The sequence below is a fragment of the Rubinisphaera italica genome (assembly GCF_007859715.1).
GTDB lineage: Bacteria > Planctomycetota > Planctomycetia > Planctomycetales > Planctomycetaceae > Rubinisphaera > Rubinisphaera italica.
Window position 1 is genome coordinate 839,998 of sequence record NZ_SJPG01000001.1, and the last position, 24,679, is coordinate 864,676.

Genomic DNA, 24,679 nt, shown 5'->3' on the forward strand with positions numbered 1-24,679 from the left:
ATGCTATGAAGTGATTGAAATTATCTCGATCACATATCCTAAACGGCAAGGACGCTAATTCCTCATTGCAAGTGGGCGTGTCGTCATGAGTTCGCGCGTGGAAAATCCCGCCGCTCAGCTTGAAACCTATTCTCGGGTGGCAGAAATTTCACCCTGGCCTGTTATGATTCTCAATTCTCAGGGCCAGCTGAGATCAAGCAATTCCAGTTGCCGGAAGCTATTTCACTCTTCCATTTCGTTAAATGCCGGAACTCCTCTGACGGATTTGATACGCAAAAAGGATCAGTCAAAAATTCATAACTGGTTTGAGAGCTTTGTTGCCGAAAGTCATCGAGATGAAGTAGAAGACAATGCAACCACTCCATCAACTTCAGTGATCACCAATTCAATACGCTGTCGACTGCATTCGCCAACGACACGCTTTCGAAAAATCAAACTGTTCGCCCAAAGATTTATGGATAGCGATCAGTGCTATGTCATGCTCTGCCTGGATGATACAGGTCATCGGATCAAGAAACGGCAGGCGATTCATAAACAGCAGCAACTCATGCTCAGCCTGCTCGATAACACGGGAGCGGTGGCGTATGCGAAAAATTTACGAGGACAGTACTTGTATATCAACAGTCTTTTTGAAGAACTGTTCCATGTCAATCGTCAAGCCGTCAAAAGCATGACGGACTATGACATCTTCAATGCAGCGGCTGCAAGTGCGTTTCAGGAAAATGATCTCAAGATAATTCAAAATGGAGAAATGCAGCGAAGTCAGGAAGTCGTGCCTCACGATGATGGACTGCATACCTATATTTCCGCCAAATTTCCGTTATACGATGCCAATGGTGACATATTTGGTATTGGCGGGATATCGACCGATATCACCGAGCAGTTGCATAATCAACAGGAATTGCAGGCCGCCCAGGCCGTGCAACGCTTGCTCTATCCCGACGAAGCTCCCTCTTTTTCCGGATACGATATCGCAGGTTCATCTTTACCAGCCGAATCGGTTTCGGGAGACTATTACGATTACATCACCGTGGCTCCGAATCGCGTCGTCGTTGCTGTTGGAGATGTGAGCGGGCACGGTTTGGGGCCTGCTTTAGAAATGGTTGAAGTTCGTTCCTACCTGCGTGCAATATTGCGGACCGAAGTCCGTTTGGACGTGGCGATGGAATGCCTGAATGAATTCCTGTTTCACGATTTACGGGAGTGCGCTTTTGTTACACTGTTTTTAGCAGAAATCAATTTCCAGACTCACAGCTTCAGCTACGTGGGAGCCGGTCACAGGGCCGATTTTCTGAAAGCCAATGGAGATCGCGTTAGCCTGCCAAGTACAGGCTTGATGCTCGGCGTTGAGGAACGCGTTACTTTTGTATGTTCTCCACAGTTTGCGTTCGAGCAGGGTGATGAACTAATGTTGTCAACCGATGGGATCTGCGAAACGATGACCCCTGAGAAAGAGCTGTTTGGTCGTGAGGGGATGCTCAAATTTGTCGAGTCGCATCGAACCGAATCTGCCAGCGAAATTGTGAATAACTTGCTCACGACTTGTCAGGAAATGAACGGTCTGGAAACACAATCCGATGATATGACAGCCGTGCTGGTGAAGCGGGGTTAAATCATTCCGCACCTAACCGCAGATTATCGTGGAAACAACTCCTGATATTTTTTGATCGTCTGCTGAGCACAAGTGGCCGCATCGGGAATCGGAAAAGCTTCGGCTGACACATATTTCGAGTAGCCGATTTCCTGGAGGGCTTTGACAATCGGTGCAAAATCCATGTGTCCGAAACCTGCTGCCTGTCGGTTGGAGTCGACAAAGTGGATGTGCCCGGTCAGTTCCCCCGCATCGATCAGAGCCTGAGCGATGTTGGATTCTTCGATGTTCATGTGGAACAGGTCAGCCAGCAGAACCACATTGGCAATTTTCTCGGATCGCAAATAATCAGCTGCGTCTGCCAGTTTATTGAACAGATTGGTTTCGTAACGATTGAGCGGTTCGTAAATCAGCGGAACATTCTTCTGTCCCGCATAATCCCCAAGTCTGTTTAGAGCCTCTGTGAGTCGCTCGATTGCAACCGCCTTACCCTCGACTTTGTCAAAACGTCCCTGCATCGAGCCGATGATTGCCGGTGCGTTGAACTCGGCTCCAAAATCAATGATGTCTTTAATAAATTGAATCGCCTGTTCGCGACGTGAGACATCGGCATCACACAACTGGAGTTGATGGACCACCATCCCGGCTCCCGTTCCGACAGCCGCGACTTTCAGGCCCGTTTCTTCAATGAGCTTTTGCAATTCCTGACGGTCAACGAAATCAGCCGAAGGGGCGAAAATCTCCACGGCATCGTAACCAAGCTGCTTCGCATCCTGAAAAGCGGCTCGCACACCGTCCCAATACACAAACGGACCACCACGCGCTTGCTCAACCAGACTGACAGTAATTGCAAATTGAATCATATCGAACGACTTACCTGATTATGGACTTTAATTGGATCGTGAGCCGTTCATCCTGACAATCCTAAGTGCGATCTTCAAGTTCATCGCCACGAAAGCCATCTGTTCAACTCAATCCCGGAATAGGCGCGCCGTTATAAAGCGGAATCGGACGATCAAGTAAATCATTCCAGTGAGCTGTGGAAGGTAAGCCGAGTGAGTTATAAATCGTCGCGGCCAGATTTTCCGGTCGTTGGGGATCGGTAGCAGGTGCGCCACCATTTTTATCGGAGGATCCAATCACGCGGCCACCTTTCACACCACCGCCAGCCAGGAACACCGATTGTAATTTCCCCCAGTGATCGCGGCCAGGAAGTTCATAGGCTGATGGGATGGTGAATATTTTTGGCGTTCGTCCAAACTCGCCTGCCATCACAATTAACGTATCGTCGAGTAAGCCTCGTTCATCGAGATCATCGAGCAACGCGGAAACACCGCGGTCCATGGGAGGCAGGAGATAGTTTTTCAGATTCGGAAATGCATTTCCGTGTGTGTCCCAGGTTTCATTGTTCCCAAGATTAACTTGAATCAAACTGACTCCTGCTTCCACCAACCGCCGCGCGACCAGCAACGACCAGCCAAACACATTCTCTCCGTAACGCTCTCGGGTTGATGCTTCCACTTTGGAGACATCGAACACATCTTTCATCTTGCCATCGACCAGTAAGGAAATCGCCCGTTCCTGATAGCGATTGTAGGCATCGAGCTCTGAGAGTTGTGTCAACTGCTGTTGCTGGGCATCGATATGCTGTAGCAGGTTCAGACGACCATGCAGTCGTTTGACGGACATCGATTCGGGAATTGATAAATTCGGCGAACGGAATTCAAATCCTTTTGGAACTTCTGCTCCCCGCTGATGATGAAATCCGTATTCGGGCCAGGCTCCATAAGATTGTGCGTTATAGGGGGAGGCCTGCAGGAAAAAGGGATCTTCCTGAGAACCCATTATTCCACCAAATTGGCCGGGCAGAGTTCTTCCGGTTCGGTGGACCAGCTTTTCAGGCAACATAATTGCAGGCGGCAGATTATTGCGTCCGGGCATTAACTGATTGGCAATCGCAGCCATAGAGGGATGATCGGAAGGTCTCGGCTCTGAAGGGTTGAAGCCCCGCGGCAAATCCGATCGCCCGGACAGCATCACCATATGGCCTTGCGAATGTTCGTTGTAGGGATGCGTCAAACTGCGAACCAGCGACCATTTTTCACTGCGTTGGGCCAGCATCGGCAGGTGTTCGCAAATCTGAGTTCCCGGCGTTTTTGTCGAGATCGGATTGAACTCGCCCCGATACTCGACCGGAGCATCTGGCTTGGGATCGAAACTGTCCTGCTGAGCCAGACCGCCCGAAAGAAAAATATAGATGACCGATTTGTGTCGTTTCGTCGGTTCCGATTCCGCTCGCAGTTGCTCCAAATGACTGGCACCGAGACCGAGCAGACCAATGCTGCCAATTTCGATCATTCGTCGACGAGTCAGTTGAGGATGCTGGTATGGAGATTCAGGGGAACACGTCATCGGCTTCTCCAGTTACTGAGGTGGGCATTCGCTGGAACCTGTTGGGAACTCTCAGATTAACGAATCAGAAGGCAAATCTCCAGAGTTGCGCACCAAAAAGTGGACAGATGAGTGGTGATTGTTTTCGCATTTTCAGTGATATTTTGCGAATTTGAAAGCGGTCCAATTCGAGTTTAAAATCACGGAAACCGCATGAAATTAAGACTCTCTTGTCAAAAGTATCTGCCAATCACATCACAAGATCGCAATTGACCTGAAATTGGATTTTGGGGTAAAAGTCCGCAAACTCTCAGCGCCATTTTCCATATCTGCGTTAAAAGGTGTTCCCATGACGGCTGCAGTCGATCAAATCATTCCATACACACACATTGACCAGTTGCGTGAAGCGAAACGCATTATCGAACACGAGGCGACTGCTCTTCGCAATATCGCCATCGATCTCGATGCCCGCTTCTGTGCCGCTGTCGATCGCATCGAACACTGCCAGGGTAGTGTTGTTGTGACCGGCATTGGCAAGGCTGGCATTATCGGTCAGAAAATCGCATCCACGATGTCTTCCACTGGCACACGAGCCCATTTTGTCCATCCGGCTGAAGCCGTTCATGGCGATCTTGGTTCGTTGCATGAAGATGATATTGTACTGATTCTCTCCAACAGCGGCGAAACTGAAGAAGTCTGTCGATTACTCCCATTGCTTCAACAACGCGGCATAGCCGTGATTGCAATCACCGCAACCTGTCACAGTACACTCGGGCATGCATCTGAAATTGCGATTCCGATTGGACGCCTTCGCGAAGCCGGTCTGCACGGCTTGCCCCCATCAACCAGCACAACGGCAATGCTGGCCGTGGGCGATGCTCTGGCTCTGGTTCTGGCTCGGGTGCGAGGCTTCGGAAGTCAGGATTTTGCCCAGTATCATCCTGCAGGCAGCCTGGGACGCAAATTAACATCCGTTACAAAAATCATGAGGACAGACGATTCCCTGCGAATCGCCAAAGAAACGCAGTCCGTGCGGGAAGTCTTCGGGCAATCCTGGAATCAGGCTCGACGAACTGGAGCCGTAATGATTGTCGATGACGAAGAAAAACTGATCGGCATCTTCACCGATAGCGACCTGGCCCGCCTGCTCGCCTGCCATCAGGAACAGAAACTTGATCGACCGATTCGCGAAGTCATGACCTCACGTCCCACAACTATTTCCAGAACAGCCGTCCTTGGAGAAGCCGTCGACCTGATGGCCGAACGCAAACTGAGTGAGTTACCCGTTGTCGATGACGAAGGTTTCCCAGTTGGCATGCTCGACATCACCGATTTGATCGCTTTGATGCCACAGTCACTTGAGTTGAATTCGTAATGAAACCCGGGCGAGCCGAGTCAGTCATGACTCGGGTGGGGATGAGTCTGCAATCGCGATGTTTGGCAATCGTCGCACAATGATCGTGATGAAACCCCTGCCATAACTGGCAGGGGTCGCCTTACATAAAACGAAGTTGGTGCTGGAGTCTGAAAGCCGAAGAGTTTTCTTATGATGCGTCGATATTTGATCACGCTATTTTCAACGCTGATGGTCCTCGGCGCCTACTCAGTGTATGCGCAGGTTTCTCATCGGCTGTTGTCTCGCTCACACACAAATCACGCCACCGCTCAGCGACCAATAGTTCACAGCGTTCCCTCGATTGGTCCACGTATCAGCCAGGAAATGGCCGAGAAGTATTTGCCCGATGCTCCCTGGGCAGTGAATGCCCGTGCTAAAATTCGAGCTGATGGATTGCATCTGTTTTTCAACGAGAAGAAACTCGTTAACGGAAATACAGAGATCGAGGTCAGTCCTGTGGCGATGGTCTGGATGGCTGATGAGGAAGATGGAAAAGTACCATCAGAGAAGGAGCCGATCGTCATCCGAGCCGAAAAGGCGACCTTCGTCTTTGATGAAGCGGTCGAACTATCTGAAATACGGACGAGATTGATTCGCGAAATCAGAATGATCGGTCAGGTTTATATTCGTGGTGACGATGGCCTGAAGGTTCGCGGCAGCAACTTTGTGTTTTCGCGAGACAACAAAAACATCAGTAGCTATCACCCGATTGATTTTCGGTTTCAGAAACATCAGGGTTTTGCCAATAACATTCAGATCAATCTAGAAATGCGAGATGGGGGGGCCTATGCCGATAATCCTCAAGTTGAAGCGATTAAGGATATTCTCATCAGCGAACATCTGGAGATGAATCTCAAGCCAGATGAAGAGGAATCTCCCGTGCTGGTGACCTGCGAAGGTTATTTTCAGTATCGCTTTGACTCCCAATTGGCGATTTTAAATCGAGATGTGTTCGTCCACCGAACGGATAAGACAGGCCTCGTCGATTCCCTCACCTGCGATTCTCTCGCATTGCAGTTTGGAGAAAAGCTGGATGCCGTCCCCTCTGAAAACAAAACACTGGGCGGGAGTTCGAATCTGGAGTTAATCTCGCTAACGGCCACCGGCGATGAAGTGATTGCCAAATCGTCAGCCAATCAACTCGAAGCTGTCGGCGAACGATTGACGTATTTGCTACGTGAGAAAAAGTTGATCCTGCAGAAAAATCGTGGCGTTGAAATTGAATATCGGGGGGCAGATCTCTTCACTCCCCGGCTCGAAATCCAGGTCGATGACGATCAGCAACCGGTCTTTGCCAAATGTGATGGTCCCGGCCAGGTGAAATATCTGGATAAGACCGCAGCGGATTCTGGACAACTGATTCAGCAGTCCGCCATCCCGGCGATTCTGGCTCAGGCGAATTGGCAGGAATCGTTGACATTCATGCCCGATCCCAACTCACAGGGACAATTAGACCTTGTCACCCTGACTGGCAAAGCCGTGCTGCATTCTCCTGTCCAGCAAACAGGAATCATTTCGAATTCGATCAAAGTCTGGCTGAAGCGCATTCAATTGGAGGCACCAGTAAACGCTTCCGTGAATAGTTCATTGAGTCAAAAACAAGATGTGCGAATCGTCCGCACGCTCGCCGAGCAGGATGTTGCGGTGGTCAGCCCATATCTTGAAGGAGAATATGAATCGCTCGATGTTTATTTCGATCGCCAATCGGTCGAGACCCTCGCAGCCTTGAAAGGCGAAACTCCCAAAACGACTGATACGTCAACGTCAAACAATGTCATATCTGAACCTGCCGAACAAACTGCTGCAATCAAAAAACGAAGTTCACTCCAGAAGGTCCCGAAAGAACCGTTCAAGATTGACGCGACGCATCTCACACTGCAGGTCGTTCACGATCCCAAATTCAAAGATGTGCATGTCGCTCATGTGAAAACCGAGGGGATCGTGAAAGCAAATGGTTTAATTGAAGACCAGGAAGAACCGGTGCATCTCGAAGGACAATCGGTTGATATCGCCAATGGAGGTGACGAACGGCAGCGATTTCATCTCCTCGGCACCGATGAGCGCTTCGCCTCGATTCGTAGTGGAGAAATGCGAATTGATGGGATCGACCTGTTTCTGGATCGCGCGCAGAATTTCACCCGCGTTATGGGCGGAGGGGCGATTGAGTTTCCTGTCAAATCAAACTGGAACGGCGAAAAACTTCAGCAGGCTCAAATTCTAGAGGTTTCGTGGAAAGAGCAGATGCGGTTTGAAGGACGAACTGCTCATTTCGTGGGAACCGTCCGGGCGACCATTGGCGATTCCGTCATCACATGCGAAGAACTGAAGGTGCATCTCGATCAACCGATCTCTCTCAAATCGACCTCAATGACAATCAAGCCGCAAATTGCCAGCATCGAGTGTCGCGATCGGGTGCGCTTTGAAATGAATCAGTATGAAAATGGTGTGCTGGTTGGGATACGCTATCTGGATGTCTGGTCGTACACAATGAATCAGCAAACCGGAGCGATGAATGCTCAAGGTCCGGGAGTGATTGAATTCTGGCAACGCAGTAATGGCAAAGCTTCGCTCGGATTGCCGCAAGGAATGATGGGCAAATCACCTTCGGAGAAAACGCCCGCGAAAAAATCCGGCTGGGATTACACCCGCATCACCTTTGCCGGCCACATGGATGGTAACTATCTGAAACGCCAGGGAACTTTGCACGACCGCGTGAACGTACTCCACGGCCCGGTCAGCGAACCGCTGTCCCGCTTTGGTCGCGACAATCGTCCGCCTCAAAGCGTCTGGGTGCAAAGCCAATTGCTTGAAGTTGCGTTACGGGAGGTTCCGAAAGATCCTAAGAAACCAGCCGAGGAACAAGCTCCCTGGTCGATCGAAGTGCAGGCCAAAGGCAATGCGGAAATTGAGGGAGACCAGTTTCTGGCCAAAGCCGACCTGGTTACGTTCGACCAGAGCAACCAGATGTTCACAATGCGCTCGCTGGAAAATCGCCACGCGACCATCTGGCACTACGAACATCCTCAAGCCGCCCGCTCCCGCTACGATGTCAAAATGATCCGCATCTCTCCCGATGGCAATATTCTGGAACTGGACCGAACACTCGGTGCTTCAGGGTCTCGGTGAGTCTATTGCTTCTTGTAACTGAAGTTTTGCCAAATTCAGCCAGAAGAGAATTCCAGATCTGCTGCATGAGTCACCAGATTTATTATTTGCTACAGAGAGGATCTCTCCTCAACCTGTTTACGTTTTTGATTCATCAATCGCCAAGACGCCAAGTGAAAAAAGAGATCAATAGAAATGAAATTTGATATGAGTTGATCAGGTTGTCTTCACCACGAAGGCACTAAGAGATTTAAGAATCATGAAACTCAATAAAAAAGCCTAATGATTTTGAGGCAATGTTGTGACAGAACTCTTCGTGCCTTAGTGGTCCAATCTCATTTATTAAATGAGCGACTTGTTTTTCCTGGCGTATTGGCGGTTCATTTTCTCAGAAAAATAGTTCTGAAGCAGGACGTTCCATAAAACAGCAGATTGCTGTTCAATTTTGGACAATCAGAATTCATGACTTTCACACGAGAATTGTCGACTCAGCTGATCAAGCCAGCTGGGCTGGGGCCATCCGTGGTTCTTATTCAAGAAATGGCGTTTTGCAATACTTCATCTACAAATAAAAACATGAGAATGGCGGGGACACAACTCTTCGAGATTGCCCCAGTACCCCCTGATTTAATCACATTCGCGAAAGATTTGATTATTGAGTATTTTTAAGCTCATTAAAATACGATTCTCAGATCAATTTTCTGCCAGAGACTGTAATCCACGAATCGCTCGACCGTGAGAAGGGTCTAGCTTCACGCAAAGAGCGTAATTTGACCGAGCCCGATCAGGATTTCGTAAGGCTCTTTCTATCTCGGCTGAGTAAAACCAGACTGTCGCAATTTCCGGCAGCAACTTCTGAGCTTTAGTGGCAGCCTCTTTTGCTTCTTCCAGTTGGTTCTTCAAATAATTCTCCTTCGCATTCAGCAGTGCAGCATAGCCCAGATGTTCGTCTCGCTTTGGTGTGTCCTTGCTGGCTTCATAATATTGTGCAAGTTTTTCATGCACAGCGGCGTTCGGAGACATCTTCACTACGCGGAGCCACATACTGGCGGCCCGTTCCCAATCTCCTTTTAAGGCATAAGCTTCTCCTTCCCTTTGCAACAGTTCTGCATCGAAGTCACCATCGGTATGTGCCTGATCGATCAATTCCAGCATGCGGTCTGCGTTTTGCCGTTCGTACTCCACTTTGATCAGACTTTTACGAAGCGCATATTTTTTCTGGTGAGATGTTGGTTCCAACAGGAGCAGAAGTTCGTTCATTTTTTTTGCGATCAAATCCAAGCTTTGGTCGGTCCACAACTGTTCGCTGATCTCTTCCTCATGCTGAAATCCAATCATTGCATTTAAAGGAAGTATAAAAATCAGGCTGAAATCGGTTGGCATTACACTTTCAGAGCGTTCAAGCATTCTCGCTTCCTGTTCAGCCTCGAATTGACGGTCCATCTGTTTGAACGCATTCATTCTTACTTCAGTAAATTTGAGAGAGTTTGGGTAAACTTCTAAACCATGTTCAATCGTTGGCATCGCTTCAGCGGCACGATTGGATCGGACCAACAACTTAGAGTACTGATACGCGGCTGGTAAAAAGCCAGCACCTTCAAGGAAGAGTTTTTCCGCGACTTCAGATTGTTCTTGCCGCAATGCATTACGTCCGACTTGATACAAACAGTTTTTCCGGGAGCCGATAAGGGCCTCGGACGGTTTGGCGATCTTTGCAGCACGCAAATACTCGCTTGTACTCTCTGCAACTCGACCGGTACGGTCCAAACAGAAGGCAAGTTTAAATTGTGCCATCGCATTCTGAGGATCCATATCTAACGCCTGTCGAAAGGCCAGTTCTGCTTCTCCGTAAAATCCCTGGCCAAGCAATCCATCTCCCAGGACTTGCCATTCCTGACTATCCCCCTGGCGGGCAGTCTCGGCAAGTGCATTCAAATCCGCAGCCAGCAGTGGGTCATCGAAGTTTATACTGGGAATGACTGGAACTTGCTGACCAACCTGCTTGACGACCAAATATCCACAGATAACAAATTCTGCAGTAATAATGACCATGAGCATTCGTAATGTTGTCTGCATTTTTAGTTCTTCCCCTGATTGATCCATGCCGAGATCCGCCCCAGGCGTTGATATGGTTTTCGGAGATTCAAACCTCCGGCAACAATGTCCAATTGGCCATCATCATTCAAATCTCCAATCGCGACAGTGACGAGATGAATGGGATCACTGGCAATCTGCCACGTTGTAAATTGCTGATGTCCATCGTTTTCCAGCCAGACCACACTGGCAGTATCTGTGCGAGACCAGTTGTTGGTCATGCTGACCAATGCGATATCCTGATCACCATCATTATCAACATCGCCGACGGCTGCCGAATAAGTTCCACCAAGATCAGCGATGCGAGCCATCTGAAAATCCCACTCACCTCGATTCTCAAACCAGTAGCACCCGTGATATGGCTGGGGATAGGCATCAAGATCTTCGAGATTATCTCCTGCTGGCATAATGAGATCCTGATCGCCGTCTCCATCAAGATCGGCGGCGATCAATCCGGCACTCCCCAGGTCAAAATTGATAGTCATCCAGATTCGACGCTTGTTGAAGTTTCCGTCACCGAGATTTTCAAATCCCCACAACTCTTCTTCATCCTGGCTGACAATCGCGGTAATGTCGAGATCTCCATCGTTATCGAAGTCGGCGACAGGGACATGAATCGTTCCCGGTGCGTTCAGTAACTCATGATCGAGAAACTGCATCTCTCCCAGGTTTTCCAGCCAGAGGACACATCCCCGGTCATAGCCAAAGACCGCTACCGCCAGGTCGATGTCTCCATCACCGTCAAAGTCACCCGGCTGAACATCGGCAACTCGTCGAACTTCATCCAGAATTACGTGCCGCTGAAATCCCTCAGGCCTGTTTTCATAAAGCTCGACCCGCCCCACGACATTGTCGTCTGGTAGAATATCTCCGAGAACTGAAACAATCAAATCCTGATCACCATCCTGATCGATATCAACCAGAGTCGCATGGGCTGGAGCCGGAATATCTCTTACCAATTGCACTTCGGTCCAATTTTCGCCTGCTTTTTTGAAATAGCTGACGGCATTCCGCTGCGCGTCACAGACGAGAATGTCTTGCTGACCATCACTATCAACATCCACGATTTGGACGTTTGTGATCAGCGGAAGGCCTCTGATTTCAGGGTCCAGATCAAGCCTATTGAAAGATTGTCTGGAAATCGGATACGACGTGCCGCCAGAATAGACTTCTGGAGCAGTGCGGATTGACGGCAGAGAAGGGATCACTTTCCATGCCAGGAGCGGTATCGCGACTGCCAGCAGCAATAGAACGATCAATTGAGTTAGCGTTGAATTCTTTAACAAGTCGATCTTTCTTACTCAATTGTCAGTCCTGACAATACCCCTGATAATACCCCTGATAATAACGTATGGCTTCGATACTGAAGCAAGTTTCTTGCATCCCAGAAACATTCATTTTTCTGTCAATGCAGATTGCATAACTTGACCTGTTTTTGTCAACACAAACTTGTTTCTTGTCGCCGAGTTGAAGGCACATAATTTTATTTGCGCCAGTACTCATTGATGTGTTTCAGTCAGTTGATTTCAGCTTTGTGAAGTCAGCGATGCATGTGTACTAAAGATCCCTGCAGGTATGGTTTGGCGACTCAAGGCCTGGGTAAAGTTGTGATTGTAGGAATTATCCTAACGACCCTCCCTGAGAATGTTTACCACCGCATCGAATTCCTCTTGGAACGGCCTGGTTGACTGCTTTTCAAGCTATCGTTTAGTCGTTGGATTATCGCCTACCTTTGATTTGATACGGTTTCATCAATTCGGTCCAGCGTGTCAGCTTGAAAAGCAATTATCAGCCCCTGAACCAAACGAATCTGGATCAGGAAGTGGAAATAAAATGATGTCGTCGACACAAGTAGCGGAAAATATTACTCAAGATGACGGTCTGGTCACTGTCTCAGTCAATGACTTAATTGTCGGTCGAAAGATGAATTTCCCAATCTACGACCCTCATGGTGTCCTGCTGCTCGCGGAGAATTCAGAAATTACGCAAGAACGAAAGCGTGCCATTATTCAGCACGGCGTACCGGAGGTTCGGATCAGTCAGGAAGACAAGAAACGGGTCACCATGAATTCTGAACTCGCCAATCTCAAGACGAATTCATTTGGCTTGGATGCGGATCTGACCAAGCGGATCGATACCATTATCGATGGGGGGTTGATGGCCCTTAAGAATGATGGTCCTGCTGTAAAAAATAATGTCGTTTTTCTGGGACGAAAAGGATACAACCAGGAAAAACGGCAAAAATTAATTGAACAGCATCAATCCAATGGAGTCGCCCTAGGGGAGATGATTGGTGAGGTCATGTATGGGGAAAAGATCAATGGATCAATCGTCTCAAAAATGGCCGCTCATTATCTCAAAGAAATGACAACTGATACCGACAATACGCTGACCTCTGTGATTGATCAATTTCAGGATGACGATATCGCTTCCCGTTCCATGGAAGTTTCCCTGTTAGCGATGGCCATTGGAATTGAAATGGATCTGGATGCGGATAACATACGCAATCTTGCGATCGCAGGACTCGTCCACGACTGGGGGATGATGAAAGTTTCTCTGGAAATAAGAACCTCCAAGTCAAAGCTGAATCCAATCGAAATGCTGGAAATTAAAAAACATCCCATTTACTCACTGGAAATGCTTCAGCATGTTTCTGCGTTGTCGTCGGTTGTCCCTGTCGTTGCCTATCAAGTTCACGAACGAATGAATGGCACAGGCTATCCCAGAGGACGTCGAGGGCAAAGTATTCATCCACTGGCACGCATTTTACAAGTGGCAGATGCATTTGTAGGAATGACTTCGGATCGTCCTTATCGTCCTGCAATGATGCGATATTCCGCGATGGAATGCCTAATCAGGCAAGCTCGAGAAAATTTTGTCGACTCAAATGTTGTGCGAGCATTGCTAAAAGTTCAGTCTCTGTTTCCAATTGGTAGTTTTGTTCAGCTTTCCGATGGGAGCATTGCTCAGGTGATTCGCAGAAATCAGGATCACTACACTAAGCCAATTGTCTTACGACTCCAGGATGCTTCAGGAGATTTTGTAGATCGGGAGGCCGATGAGAATCTGATTGACCTGCATGCTGAAGAGGAATTACAGATTACCCATGCCTTGCCGACTCCTGGCTCAAATGAGGTCACCTTTTCTGATGAAGCTTATCATTCCAATTTGAATACGAAATGATGGCGAACAATTGGTTTCTCTGTGTTTGAGCATAGCACTTACAAAAAAAGAGCAGATGGTTTTATCCATCTGCTCTTTTTTTAGCTTTTGACTTTACGACTTGCGGTTGCATAGATACTCAAGTTAGACCACGTTCCAAATGAAACTCCGGTAGTTCAACGATTCGGGGGTTTCTCTTCGACCTCGCCCCCTGACAGTTCCTTTTAAGATGTTATTGGAGATCCGGTTTCCAATCGGAACAGGGTTTAATCAACTATGCGTCGTAATCGACAATAATTCGTCCATCCCGGCGGACGATGACATCAACTTCATATTTGCCGAAGTCGTAACGCAGTTTGTGTCCAAAACGAGTGACACGCACACGTGGCACCTCGCAAGGCGGGACACAGATGGTGATCATGGCACATTCAGGGCCACAGTACTTGGCGCGTCGTCTTGGGAGAATTGGTTTCCAGAGGGGAACTTCAACCAGATACGGAACCGCATGTGGATGTTTACGATGCTGATCCTTGTACACCACTCGGTCGTATAACAACGGCAAAGCTGGTGGATACGGTGCGGATTCAACATAAGGAACAATCGTCTGATATTCCTGTGCCTCCGGTAAATACATGGTCTCGTGTCGTGCTCCCGGTGGTAATGGAGCGGTCTCATAAACCGGTGGAGCCACTTCATAGGTGGTTCCTGGCTGCACAAGAATTGGTCCGGCAACTGCTCCGGTAAATGTGATTAAGCTGATCGAAAACAGACTTAGTGTCATGATTGTTTTAGTCATTTTTCTCTCCTCATTCAGACAGATTATAAGTCTTCCTATAACTCGCATCTCTCCAATTCTACCATTTTGTGTGGCTGATTGTACTGAAATTATGCCTGAGTCATGAGATTTTATTCCATCTTACCAGTTGGAGTGATTCTGCCGAATTGCACGGTCAATTACTCTGCGACTTTCACGACAGGCAGGCTCAACACTCTGATCTCAAGTCTTTCGTTACTCGATAGCTGCATTCTCTGTGCGATATCGTTTCAACGACATCAGTGCGAAGGCGGTGCCATAGGGTTGGTGGTAATCGTAGAGGGGATAGTCCCACCAGGAGCCATCTTTTTCCTGTCGTTCGAGCATTAGTCGAGCCAATGGGTGGGCAAATTGAGCCCGCTCTGCCACAGGAAGTTCTTCCAGGCACAATGCTCCGTAATAATGACCGTAGTAATAGAAATAGCCAGCGACCGAGAACCAGGCTTCATGAGGAATTGGGCGTTTGCGACCAATATCCAGCCAGCCGTTGCGAACGACTAAGCGTTCGAGCCATTCTTTGAGGACGTCTTGAGTGATATCTGTCTGTCCCCAATAGAGCAAAGCGATATTGCAGGCTTGAGAACGTCCTAAACTTCCCCCCGGTCGATTGACCGGATGCACTGGAGAATTCTTGAGATATTCGCCGTATAGATAACTGAAGTCGTTTTTCTGTTGTCGCAAAATCGCAGCGACGGCTCGTTCCTGAACTTTCTTCGGAGGTTCAAAGCCTCGTTGAGCGACATCGTGGAAGGCCACAAGGACTGTTGCGGCGACAAAACTGATCGAGGAACTTGAAGGGCGCTTAGTACCATAGCGGAAATCGTAATATCCCCAGCCTCCATCGACCGATTCGTAACGGGTGAGCATGTCAAACTGTTGAGCAATCTGCTCGGCAATTTGCTCCTGCATGGCGGGGTTATCTGCATTACGATCATGCATTCTCGCCAGTGCCTGCAAGGCATAAGCATGCCCCCAGACATTATAAATTGCGGTTTGATCGGCTCGTCGGAGATAAGGCAATTTCTCAACCAGCCACGATTCCCCCAGATCAATCGCATCCTTGCATTCAGGAAATCGAGGTTCCATTTCGATCAAAGCAGAAATGGCCAGAGCCGTCGTTCCCATTTTGAAAGCATGATGAGCACCGGGTATTGGCGCGTAAATATTTAAGCCTTTGGTTCGCGTCGGATTGCCCCAGGAACCATCTTTGTTCTGATAGCCGATCAGAAAATCGACGCCCCGTTTGCAGGATGCATCGATCTTAGCTGCCGGAACAGGCACCTGCATTTCATCGTCAATACGATCTTCGGCTGGAGATTCTACACCAAACGTTCTTTCCTTTTTTGGTTTGGCGGATTCCTCTACTGGTGTGGTCACTTCGTCGGCACTTGCAGAAGTCATGATCATTAACAGGATGAGAACCGAAGTCCCGATTGAACTCCATTTCCAGATGTGCATTTTGCTCTCCTGTTTTTGAAGTTGCTTCAAATACGGAATAGGATTCAGGGTGGCTGGGGTCGTAGCGAAGCGAAGCCCCCAGAGCGCGAAACTATCTGGTGGCTCACTACGTTCGACCCCAGCCCCTCACTTTTGTTTCAACTTAATGTTATCGACGACCTATCCATGAGAAAACCCCGGAGAGAAAATCCCCGGGGTTTCAACATTCTTAACTGCGTTTCGCATCAAGCGAATCAACTCTTAATAGCGGTAGTATTCCGGTTTGTAAGGACCTTCAACAGGCAGGTTCAGATAGTCGGCTTGTTCTTGAGTCAGAGTCGTCATTTTGACGCCCAATTTTCCCAGGTGCAGACGAGCCACTTCTTCATCGAGTTCTTTTGGCAGTACCCAGACACCCAATTCGTAGCTGGCATCATCACTCCAGAGTGCCATCTGTCCGAGGACCTGATTGGTGAAACTGTTTGACATCACAAAGGAGGGGTGACCGGTGGCACAACCGAGGTTGACGAGTCGTCCTTCAGCCAGCACAAGCAGAGCTTTGCCGTCGGGATAGACATAACGATCAACGGGACCACCCTCTTCAGAGTGAGTTTTGATCGACTGTTTTTTGATGTCCTGACGATCATTCAGATAGGCAATCTGAATTTCGGAATCGAAGTGTCCGATATTACAGACAATCGCTTCATGTTTCATGACATCCATGTGTTCGCCACGGATGACATCGCAACAGCCCGTTGTTGTCACGAAGATATCGCCCTTAGGAGCAGCTTCTTCCATTGTGATGACTTCGAAACCTTCCATAGCAGCCTGGAGAGCACATATCGGATCGATTTCGGTTACGATGACACGAGCACCGAGACCGTCCATCGCATCGGCACAACCTTTGCCCACATCTCCATAACCGCAGACGACGACCACTTTACCGGCGACCATGATATCAGTCGCACGTTTGATCCCATCGGCCAGCGATTCCCGGCAGCCGTACAGGTTATCGAACTTACTCTTGGTGACGGAATCGTTCACATTGATCGCAGGCACACCGAGCTTGCCTTCTTTGTGCATCTGGTGCAGGCGATGAACACCAGTGGTGGTTTCTTCGGTCAAGCCCTTAATCTCTTTGAGCAATTCTGGATATTTATTGTGAACCATGGCTGTCAAATCGCCACCGTCGTCCAGAATCATGTTCAGAGCCTTGCCATCTGGCCAGAATAAAGTCTGCTCAATACACCAGTCGAATTCGGCTTCGTTCATGCCTTTCCAGGCGAAAACGGGAACACCTGCGGCTGCGATGGCGGCTGCGGCGTGATCCTGAGTCGAGAAGATGTTACAGCTCGACCAGCGAACTTCAGCTCCCAGTGCGACGAGGGTTTCGATCAGCACGGCTGTTTGAGTTGTCATGTGCAGACAACCAGCGATACGGGCACCGGCAAGAGGTTTAGATTCCCCATATTTTTCGCGAAGAGCCATCAGGCCCGGCATTTCGGTTTCTGCCAGGGAAATATCTTTTCGCCCGGCTTCCGCTCGGTTGAGATCCTTGACTTTATAGGGAAGAAGTTCGATCGTCGACATGGTAACCGCCTTGTTGAATTGTTTTCAGTCAAAATGAGAATGGGATCGCTCACGCAATACGATCCGTGATTCAGAATTTCACGGAGACATCATGCCCCTGCTGTGAATCTGAGAGTTTCCAGTCTGAATTGTTGAAATGGCTGGAAAGTATCAATTGTCAAAACCAGAGCATATGGTCTATTACTACTCTCGCCAGATATTGAGGAATTGATAAACTCTGCCTAGAATTCCTGAATTGCGATAACGATAGACCAATTTGATAAGTCTCACAAGTCGGAATTCCTATTTCTAAGCCTGTTTTTTCAGGAATCAATTTCGTTAACACATTAACTCCCATCAAGATGCGGCGGAACGTCGCACTGAGTTTGAATCTATGAATCGACTTCCGGACCTCTTGAAATCCGACTCTCCGCTGATTTCCATCGAAATTTTCCCACCTAAAACGGAAAAGGGGGATGAACTGTTGTACGAAACGCTCGATACCCTTTCGAAATTCGAGCCTAAGTTCATCTCCTGTACTTATGGAGCCGGTGGCACGACGCAAACACGAACGCTTGAATTGTGTCAGCACATTCAGAAGACGTATGAAATTCCCGCGACGGCTCATTTCACCTGCGTCGGTTCTTCAAGAGATGAATTGATTGCCTGGCTCGATAAGGCGGCAGCGGCTGGAATTCAGAATATAATGGCTTTGCGTGGTGATGCTCCCAAGGGAGAAACATCCTTCAAAGCCGTCGAAGGGGGACTTTCCTATGCCAATGAACTGGTTTCACTGATTCGAGAACGGCATCCCAACATGGGAATCGGTGTGGCGGCTTATCCGGAAAAACATGCGGAATGTCTTGATGCTGATTTGGATCTGGCGAATTTGAAACGAAAAATCGACGCGGGAGCCGATGCCGCGTTTACGCAGTTGTTTTTTGATAACGATCTGTTTTTTGCCTTTCGAGATCGCTATGAGAAAGCAGGCTGTGCGATTCCTTTGATTCCTGGCATCATGCCGATCACCGAGTTTTCTCGGATCAAACGCATCACAGAAATGTGTGGCACCGCTTTCCCGGCTGAACTCTCCGCCCGTCTGGAGAATGTGCAGGATGATTCCGAAGCTCAGCTGGAAATCGGCATTGAGTTTGCGATTGCTCAGTGTCAGGAATTACTGGAAAACAATGTGCCGGGCGTCCATTTTTATGCACTCAACAAGTCTCAGGCGTGTCAAAGAATACTGGAAGCATTGAAAACCGCCTGATTAATCGTGCCACGGCTCTGTGAGCCGTGTTTTTGTGTATCCAGCGTTTATTGCACAGTTCACAGAGCCGTGGCACTACAAATAATATCAGGTTGAGGTCGATTGACGGACGACTCAATTTGATCAAGATAGCATACAAGGATCGTGAGAAAACATGAGCCATGACATGGCTCATGTCGCCTGAAAGAAATTCCCCCGCCAATACGAATTCCTCCTCAAGGATTAAAAACACAATTTGCCGATGACTTCTGCGACTTCCAATTCGACATCTGACCTGCTCAATAATCTGATCGATGACCGCGTGCTGCTGCTCGATGGTTCGATGGGAGCGTTGATTCTTGATTCCAAACCGACCGAAGCCGATTTTCGTGGCGAACGATTTAAAAATCACGATGCCGATTTGAAGAATGCGACCGATATTCTCTGCCTGACACAGCCGGAGATGATTCTCGATATTCATAGACGCTATCTCGATGCCGGTTCGGATATCATCGAAACGAACTCGTTCAATGCGAATATCCTCAATCAGGCAGAGTACGGCCTCGGACATTTGACGCACGAAATCAATGCGGCTGCTGCTGGACTGGCGAAACAGGCCTGTGAAGAATTCACGCGCAAGAATCCAGATAAACCTCGGTTTGTCGCGGGAAGTATTGGACCAACCAAGTTTCTGCTGTCGATGAACGCCGACGATCCCGGTTCTCGGCCGGTGACTTTCGATCAAATGGTCGAGTCCTATGCCGAACAGGTACGCGGCCTGATCGATGGCGGAGCAGACATCCTACTGCCGGAAACTTCATTCGATACATTGAACATGAAGTCCTGCCTGTATGCGATCCGTCAGGTGTTTGACGAGCGAAACATTTCTCTGCCTGTTATGGTTTCAGGAACAATTTTCGATACCGGTCGCTCGCTCACTGCTCAAACGGTGGAAGCGTTTTACACGTCGGTGGCTCACTTTCCGTTATTCAGTATCGGTCTGAATTGTGCGTTAGGCCCGAAACAGATGCGTCCTTTCGTGGAAGCCCTTTCGAAAGTGGCTGATTGTCGTATCAGTTGTTATCCAAACGCCGGCATGCCCGATGGTATGGGGGGATTCGATTCGAACCCCGCTGAGGTCGCAGAGACATTACGCTCTTACGCCGAGCAAGGCTGGGTGAATCTCGTTGGCGGATGTTGCGGCACGACACCGGAATACATACACAAAATCGGTGAAGCAACCCGCGATCTCAAGCCACGCGGTGTGCCTGTTAAGAAAACAGTTTCGACCTATGCCGGACTGGAACGTCTGGAATTACGTCCAGAATCCAACTTCCTGATGATCGGTGAGCGAACCAACGTCACCGGATCCCGCAAATTCGCCCGGCTCATCCGCGAAGAAAAATACGATGAAGCCCTGAGCGTTGCTCGTGAACAGGTTGAAGGGGGGGCGAATGTCATCGATATCAACATGGATGAAGGTCTGCTCGACTCCGTCGCCTGTATGCAGAAATTCCTCTGGCTGGTCAGCGACGACGGCGATATTCCTGTGCCGATCATGATCGACTCTTCCAAATGGGAAGTCATCGAAGCGGGCCTGAAGTGCGTGCAGGGCAAGGCAATTGTCAACTCGATCAGCATCAAAGATAATGAAGAACGCTTTCTCAATCAGGCGCGGACGATCCGGAAATACGGGGCTGCTGTCGTCGTGATGGCGTTCGATGAGCAGGGGCAGGCGGATACAGCTGATCGAAAAGTTGAGATCTGTAAACGAGCCTACAAACTCCTCACCGAACAAGCCGACTTTCCGCCGGAAGATATCATTTTCGATTGCAACATCCTGACCGTCGCTACCGGAATGGAAGAACATAACAACTATGCGGTCGAGTTTTTTGAAGCGGTGAAGCGAATCAAAGAAGAATGTCCGGGTGCAAAAACTTCGGGTGGTGTGAGTAATGTTTCGTTCTCCTTCCGCGGGAATAATGTGGTCCGCGAGGCGATGAATGCGGCGTTTTTGTATCACGCGATTGCAGCCGGTCTTGATATGGGGATTGTCAATTCGAGTCAGCTCGAAGTGTACGAAGAAATCGACAAAGAACTGCTCGTCTACATTGAAGATGTGCTGTTGAATCGGCGTGAGGATGCAACCGAACGCATTCTCGATTACGCCGAGTCTATTAAGGATCGCAATCAGGGAGCCGAAGCTCAGAAGAAAATGGCCGAGTGGCGGAACGGAACGATTGAAGAACGTCTCGCTCATTCGCTGCTGAAGGGTGTGACTGACTACATTGATGAAGACACCGAGGAAGCTCGTCAAAAATACGGCCGTCCCTTGAATGTGATTCAAGGGCCACTCATGGATGGCATGTCTGTTGTCGGTGAATTGTTTGGAGCCGGGAAGATGTTTCTGCCGCAGGTGGTGAAGTCGGCTCGTGTGATGAAAAAATCGGTCGCCTACCTCACTCCGTTTATGGAAGCAGAAAAGGAAAAAGCAGGCAAGGGAACCCGAGGCACTTTCGTCATCGCCACCGTCAAAGGCGATGTCCACGATATCGGTAAGAACATTGTGGGCGTGGTCCTCAAGTGCAATAACTTCGAGGTGATTGACCTGGGCGTGATGGTCTCCTGCGATAAAATTTTGGAAACCGCAATTGAAGTCGAAGCCGATGTGATCGGTCTCTCCGGTTTGATTACGCCTTCACTCGATGAGATGGTGGCGGTCGCTCAGGAAATGCAGCGTCGTGGCATGACAACCCCGCTCCTCATTGGCGGAGCGACGACTTCTGCCAAGCATACCGCTGTCAAAATCGCACCGGAGTACAACCAGATCGTCGCCCATGTTGGCGATGCCTCGCTGTCTGTGCCGGTTGTCGAAGCGTTGATTGATGCTGAGAAACGCCCTGCCTTTGCAGAAAAGATTCTTAACGAGCAGGAACGCGACCGTAAAATGTTCGGCAAGCGACAGGAACGGAAACTTGTTTCTTACGATCATGCTTACGAAAATCGTTTTGCAACCGACTGGAAAACTGTCGACATTTCGACTCCTGATTTTCTCGGACTGCGTGTACTGGACGATTTCCCGCTCGAACAGATCCGACCTTACATCGACTGGTCTCCGTTCTTCCAGACATGGTCGCTCATCGGCAAGTATCCAAAGATCCTGCAGGATAATGTGATCGGAAAAGAAGCCCAAAAACTGTTTGACGAAGCCAATCAGATGCTCGACAAAGTGATTGCCGAGAAATGGCTGACAGCAAAAGGTGTCTACGGCTTCTGGCCTGCCAATACCGTGCGCGATGATGTCGTCCTTTACACACCGGAGTCGACATTGGAGAACCGCGAAGAACTGGTCCGTTTCCCAATGCTGCGGCAGCAATGGGAACGTAAAGGGCAATCAAATTTCCGTTCGTTGTCCGACTATGTCGCGCCAGTGGACTCGGGTTGTCGGGATTATGTCGGTGCATTTGCTGTGACAACCGGCTTGGGAATTGAAGCCCCGCTCGAACGATTCGAAGCCGAGCACGATGACTATCAATCGATCATGCTCAAAGCGATCGCTGATCGATTAGCTGAGGCGTTTGCCGAAGCTTTGCATGCCATTGCCCGGAAAGACTGGGGTTATGGCAAGGATGAAACACTCAGCAATGAAGAGATGATCTCCGAAAAATACCGCGGCATCCGACCAGCCTTCGGCTATCCGGCCTGTCCGGATCACACACCCAAACGTCAGCTGTTCGACTTGTTAAACGCACCGGAAAACGCGGGCATCACATTAACCGATTCTCTGGCAATGTGGCCGGCTTCCTCGGTCAGTGGCATGTACTTCGCCCATCCGGAATCGCGTTATTTCTCAGTGACACAAATTACAGAAGAACAACTCGAAGATTATGCCCATCGGACTGGCATGAATTTGGAAGACGCTCGAAAATGGTTGTCGCCGATATTGGGATAGTCACACTGTGGTATCAATAGAGTGGTACCTACCAGTACGCACTGATAGGCGTGGTTAACGCGCTCGACTACGTCTTTCGCTATGCTCAGTGTCGTGCCACTCATACCGGAAGAAAAGGAAATAAATTGACTCACTCGCTTGCGCTTCGTGCTTGTAGCTTCTTTTGCCGATTCACGCACGATGAAACCGCCTGCCTTTCAACTCGAACCGGGGCAGGCTATCTGGCTCGACCGTGATAAATTCGGCATGAAAATTGAGGCGGTCGCGGACGGTTCTTGAGAGTCGTGCGAGCAAATCCTGTCGTTGTGATGAGGTAGTGTATTCGGCCCAGTTGAGGTCCTGGATCATCGCCGGTTCGATTTCGATGACGAGATGATGCATCGATTGTTTTTCCGTGACCGTAATTCGGTACTCAACAATTTCTGGAAATTCACGCAAGACCGCTTCAACCGACGATGGAAAAACATTATTTCCGCGAATGGTAATCATATCGTCTGCTCGTCCGAGGATGCCGCCGTCGAGTCGGAGTAAATTACGGCCGCAGGCATTGGATGTTGTCGCCGCCTGAACAATATCTCCCGTGCGATAACGAATGACAGGGGTGCCCCGGCGTCCCAGGTTGGTGATCAGCAATTCTCCCCGTTCGCCAGGAGTGACTGCCTCGAAGGTTTCCGGGTTGACGATTTCTGCAATGCATTCGGTTTCGAGTAATAACAGGCTGGCGGGGTCTTCGACCGATTCAATCCCCAGAGAGCCGATGTCAGTCATTCCCCAATGATCGAACACACGTGCTCCCCAGCCTTGTTCAATTCGGTTGCGAATGGCAGGAATACTCCCGCCGGGTTCTCCTGCTACGAGGATCGCGCGAACACTCGAGTTGACCAGATCGATGCCTTCACGTTCGGCAATTTCGATAAGACGGAGTGCGTAAGTCGGTGTGCAACAGACGATGGTCACTTCATGTTCCTGAATGACCTGAAGTCGAACTTCACTGCTCATGCCACCTGCAGCGATGCATAGATTCTGAAACTGGGCAGCTCCTTCAAAACCGGCCCAGAACCCGATGAAGGGACCAAATGAAAATGGAAAACAGAATCGATCCGATTCCTGCAAACCGATGATGCGATAAATTTGTGCCCAGCACTGTTTGAACCAGTTCCAACTTTTAGGAGTATCCAGAAAACGCATCGGACGTCCGGTTGTTCCGGAAGTTTGGTGAAGACGAGTATAATGCGAACGTGGATAGGTCAGGTTGGTGCCGTAGGGGAGATTCGCGTTCTGATCGTTGACCAGTTCCTGCTTGGTGAGTGGTTTGAGTTGGCGAAAATCCTCCCAACTCGTGATGTCCTGAGGATGAGCATCCTGATCAGAAAACCGCTGCATCCAGAAAGGATTCGTTTCGATCGCCTTGAGTAATCCTGTCAATTGATTCCACTGAGAATCGACAATGGCATCTCGACTCAGGTTTTCTGGAAAGATCTGTTCAGTCATGGAATTATGCACTGTTTTGAGGAGTTAAGTTAGTCAATACAGAGGAGAAGAAACGATTACGCCAAAGATACGGCCTGATCAATCAATTTCAACTCCGATGTTATGATTGTGGAAAGAAAAAGTAATGTCGCAACTGTTTTGATAGCATTGAGTTAAGATTGTATCGGTCGTGTTGGACGGTCTTTGTGATGGGATTCAAGAAATGCCTGTGATAACGACGATCTTCACAATGTCAGGATTGATGGGATCAGCCCTGACGAATTGAGAGATGTCGAATTGGATGGCGGATCAACATCGCACCATTTGATTGACAGTTTCAAAACGATAGACCATTTTCAAATGGTTTCTGCAGTCGCCTGGACACCAATGTCCAAAATAATGTTTTGTTTGCTCCTGCCGAACGCTGCAGTTTATTTTTGAATATGCTCTAG

Annotated in this window: 14 protein-coding genes; 6 read left to right on the forward strand and 8 right to left on the reverse strand. The window is 49.0% G+C overall.

The window, feature by feature from the left end:
- The first annotated feature begins 97 nt into the window (after positions 1-97).
- A complete protein-coding gene (locus Pan54_RS03290; protein ID WP_165441560.1) occupies positions 98-1,612 on the forward strand; it encodes a SpoIIE family protein phosphatase in 1,515 nt (504 codons plus the stop codon).
- Positions 1,613-1,635: 23 nt separating this feature from the next.
- Here the strand turns inward: Pan54_RS03290 and Pan54_RS03295 are convergent, their stop codons facing one another.
- Together Pan54_RS03295 and Pan54_RS03300 are read right to left on the reverse strand one after the other, a co-directional pair.
- Positions 1,636-2,454, reverse strand: coding sequence for a sugar phosphate isomerase/epimerase family protein (locus tag Pan54_RS03295; protein ID WP_146502149.1), 819 nt, complete (start codon positions 2,452-2,454; stop codon positions 1,636-1,638).
- Positions 2,455-2,557: 103 nt separating this feature from the next.
- Positions 2,558-4,003: a DUF1501 domain-containing protein gene (locus Pan54_RS03300; RefSeq protein ID WP_242631205.1), complete on the reverse strand. Its 1,446-nt coding sequence runs from the start codon at positions 4,001-4,003 to the stop codon at positions 2,558-2,560.
- 328 nt (positions 4,004-4,331) lie between these two features.
- On the opposite strand from Pan54_RS03300, the gene Pan54_RS03305 reads away from it, so the two are divergent.
- The gene (locus Pan54_RS03305; protein ID WP_146502150.1) at positions 4,332-5,357 is read left to right on the forward strand and encodes a KpsF/GutQ family sugar-phosphate isomerase; all 1,026 of its coding nucleotides are present in this window, start codon (positions 4,332-4,334) and stop codon (positions 5,355-5,357) included.
- 171 nt (positions 5,358-5,528) lie between these two features.
- Positions 5,529-8,504: a hypothetical protein gene (locus Pan54_RS03310; RefSeq protein WP_146502151.1), complete on the forward strand. Its 2,976-nt coding sequence runs from the start codon at positions 5,529-5,531 to the stop codon at positions 8,502-8,504.
- A gap of 672 nt (positions 8,505-9,176) precedes the next feature.
- On the opposite strand, the gene Pan54_RS03315 is transcribed toward Pan54_RS03310, so the two are convergent.
- Positions 9,177-10,586 carry a tetratricopeptide repeat protein gene (locus Pan54_RS03315; protein WP_146502152.1) on the reverse strand — a complete coding sequence of 470 codons (1,410 nt, stop codon included), beginning with the start codon at positions 10,584-10,586 and terminating at the stop codon, positions 9,177-9,179.
- Positions 10,562-11,863 (reverse strand): FG-GAP repeat domain-containing protein, encoded by a 1,302-nt coding sequence (locus Pan54_RS03320; RefSeq protein WP_146502153.1) that lies wholly within the window; start codon positions 11,861-11,863, stop codon positions 10,562-10,564. The genes Pan54_RS03315 and Pan54_RS03320 overlap by 25 nt, the downstream gene beginning before the upstream one ends.
- 547 nt (positions 11,864-12,410) lie before the next feature.
- On the opposite strand from Pan54_RS03320, the gene Pan54_RS03325 reads away from it, so the two are divergent.
- A complete protein-coding gene (locus Pan54_RS03325) occupies positions 12,411-13,760 on the forward strand; it encodes an HD-GYP domain-containing protein (RefSeq protein WP_165441561.1) in 1,350 nt (449 codons plus the stop codon).
- A 253-nt stretch (positions 13,761-14,013) separates the two neighbouring features.
- Here the strand turns inward: Pan54_RS03325 and Pan54_RS03330 are convergent, their stop codons facing one another.
- The 3 genes from Pan54_RS03330 to ahcY form a co-directional block, all read right to left on the reverse strand.
- The gene (locus Pan54_RS03330) at positions 14,014-14,535 is read right to left on the reverse strand and encodes a hypothetical protein (RefSeq protein ID WP_146502155.1); all 522 of its coding nucleotides are present in this window, start codon (positions 14,533-14,535) and stop codon (positions 14,014-14,016) included.
- A 213-nt stretch (positions 14,536-14,748) separates the two neighbouring features.
- A complete protein-coding gene (locus Pan54_RS03335) occupies positions 14,749-16,011 on the reverse strand; it encodes a prenyltransferase/squalene oxidase repeat-containing protein (protein WP_207310027.1) in 1,263 nt (420 codons plus the stop codon).
- Between the two features lie 240 nt (positions 16,012-16,251).
- Positions 16,252-17,580 (reverse strand): adenosylhomocysteinase, encoded by a 1,329-nt coding sequence (gene ahcY, locus Pan54_RS03340; RefSeq protein WP_146502156.1) that lies wholly within the window; start codon positions 17,578-17,580, stop codon positions 16,252-16,254.
- A 373-nt stretch (positions 17,581-17,953) separates the two neighbouring features.
- On the opposite strand from ahcY, the gene metF reads away from it, so the two are divergent.
- The gene (gene metF / locus Pan54_RS03345) at positions 17,954-18,826 is read left to right on the forward strand and encodes a methylenetetrahydrofolate reductase [NAD(P)H] (protein WP_146502157.1); all 873 of its coding nucleotides are present in this window, start codon (positions 17,954-17,956) and stop codon (positions 18,824-18,826) included.
- Between the two features lie 241 nt (positions 18,827-19,067).
- Complete coding sequence (metH, locus tag Pan54_RS03350) at positions 19,068-22,757, forward strand: methionine synthase (RefSeq protein WP_146502158.1); 3,690 nt, start codon at positions 19,068-19,070, stop codon at positions 22,755-22,757.
- Positions 22,758-22,928: 171 nt separating this feature from the next.
- On the opposite strand, the gene Pan54_RS03355 is transcribed toward metH, so the two are convergent.
- Positions 22,929-24,248: a phenylacetate--CoA ligase family protein gene (locus Pan54_RS03355; protein ID WP_146502159.1), complete on the reverse strand. Its 1,320-nt coding sequence runs from the start codon at positions 24,246-24,248 to the stop codon at positions 22,929-22,931.
- Positions 24,249-24,679: the final 431 nt, after the last annotated feature.

What these genes read in the sequence shown, in the direction of transcription:
- metH (WP_146502158.1), top strand. Translation starts at nt 19,068, where the DNA reads ATGACTTCTGCGACTTCCAATTCGACATCTGACCTGCTCAATAATCTG.
- Pan54_RS03305 (WP_146502150.1), top strand. Translation starts at nt 4,332, where the DNA reads ATGACGGCTGCAGTCGATCAAATCATTCCATACACACACATTGACCAG.
- Pan54_RS03315 (WP_146502152.1), bottom strand. Translation starts at nt 10,586, where the DNA reads ATGGATCAATCAGGGGAAGAACTAAAAATGCAGACAACATTACGAATG.
- Pan54_RS03325 (WP_165441561.1), top strand. Translation starts at nt 12,411, where the DNA reads ATGATGTCGTCGACACAAGTAGCGGAAAATATTACTCAAGATGACGGT.
- Pan54_RS03355 (WP_146502159.1), bottom strand. Translation starts at nt 24,248, where the DNA reads ATGACTGAACAGATCTTTCCAGAAAACCTGAGTCGAGATGCCATTGTC.
- Pan54_RS03310 (WP_146502151.1), top strand. Translation starts at nt 5,529, where the DNA reads ATGATGCGTCGATATTTGATCACGCTATTTTCAACGCTGATGGTCCTC.
- Pan54_RS03295 (WP_146502149.1), bottom strand. Translation starts at nt 2,454, where the DNA reads ATGATTCAATTTGCAATTACTGTCAGTCTGGTTGAGCAAGCGCGTGGT.
- Pan54_RS03335 (WP_207310027.1), bottom strand. Translation starts at nt 16,011, where the DNA reads ATGCACATCTGGAAATGGAGTTCAATCGGGACTTCGGTTCTCATCCTG.
- Pan54_RS03300 (WP_242631205.1), bottom strand. Translation starts at nt 4,003, where the DNA reads ATGACGTGTTCCCCTGAATCTCCATACCAGCATCCTCAACTGACTCGT.
- ahcY (WP_146502156.1), bottom strand. Translation starts at nt 17,580, where the DNA reads ATGTCGACGATCGAACTTCTTCCCTATAAAGTCAAGGATCTCAACCGA.
- metF (WP_146502157.1), top strand. Translation starts at nt 17,954, where the DNA reads ATGAATCGACTTCCGGACCTCTTGAAATCCGACTCTCCGCTGATTTCC.
- Pan54_RS03330 (WP_146502155.1), bottom strand. Translation starts at nt 14,535, where the DNA reads ATGACTAAAACAATCATGACACTAAGTCTGTTTTCGATCAGCTTAATC.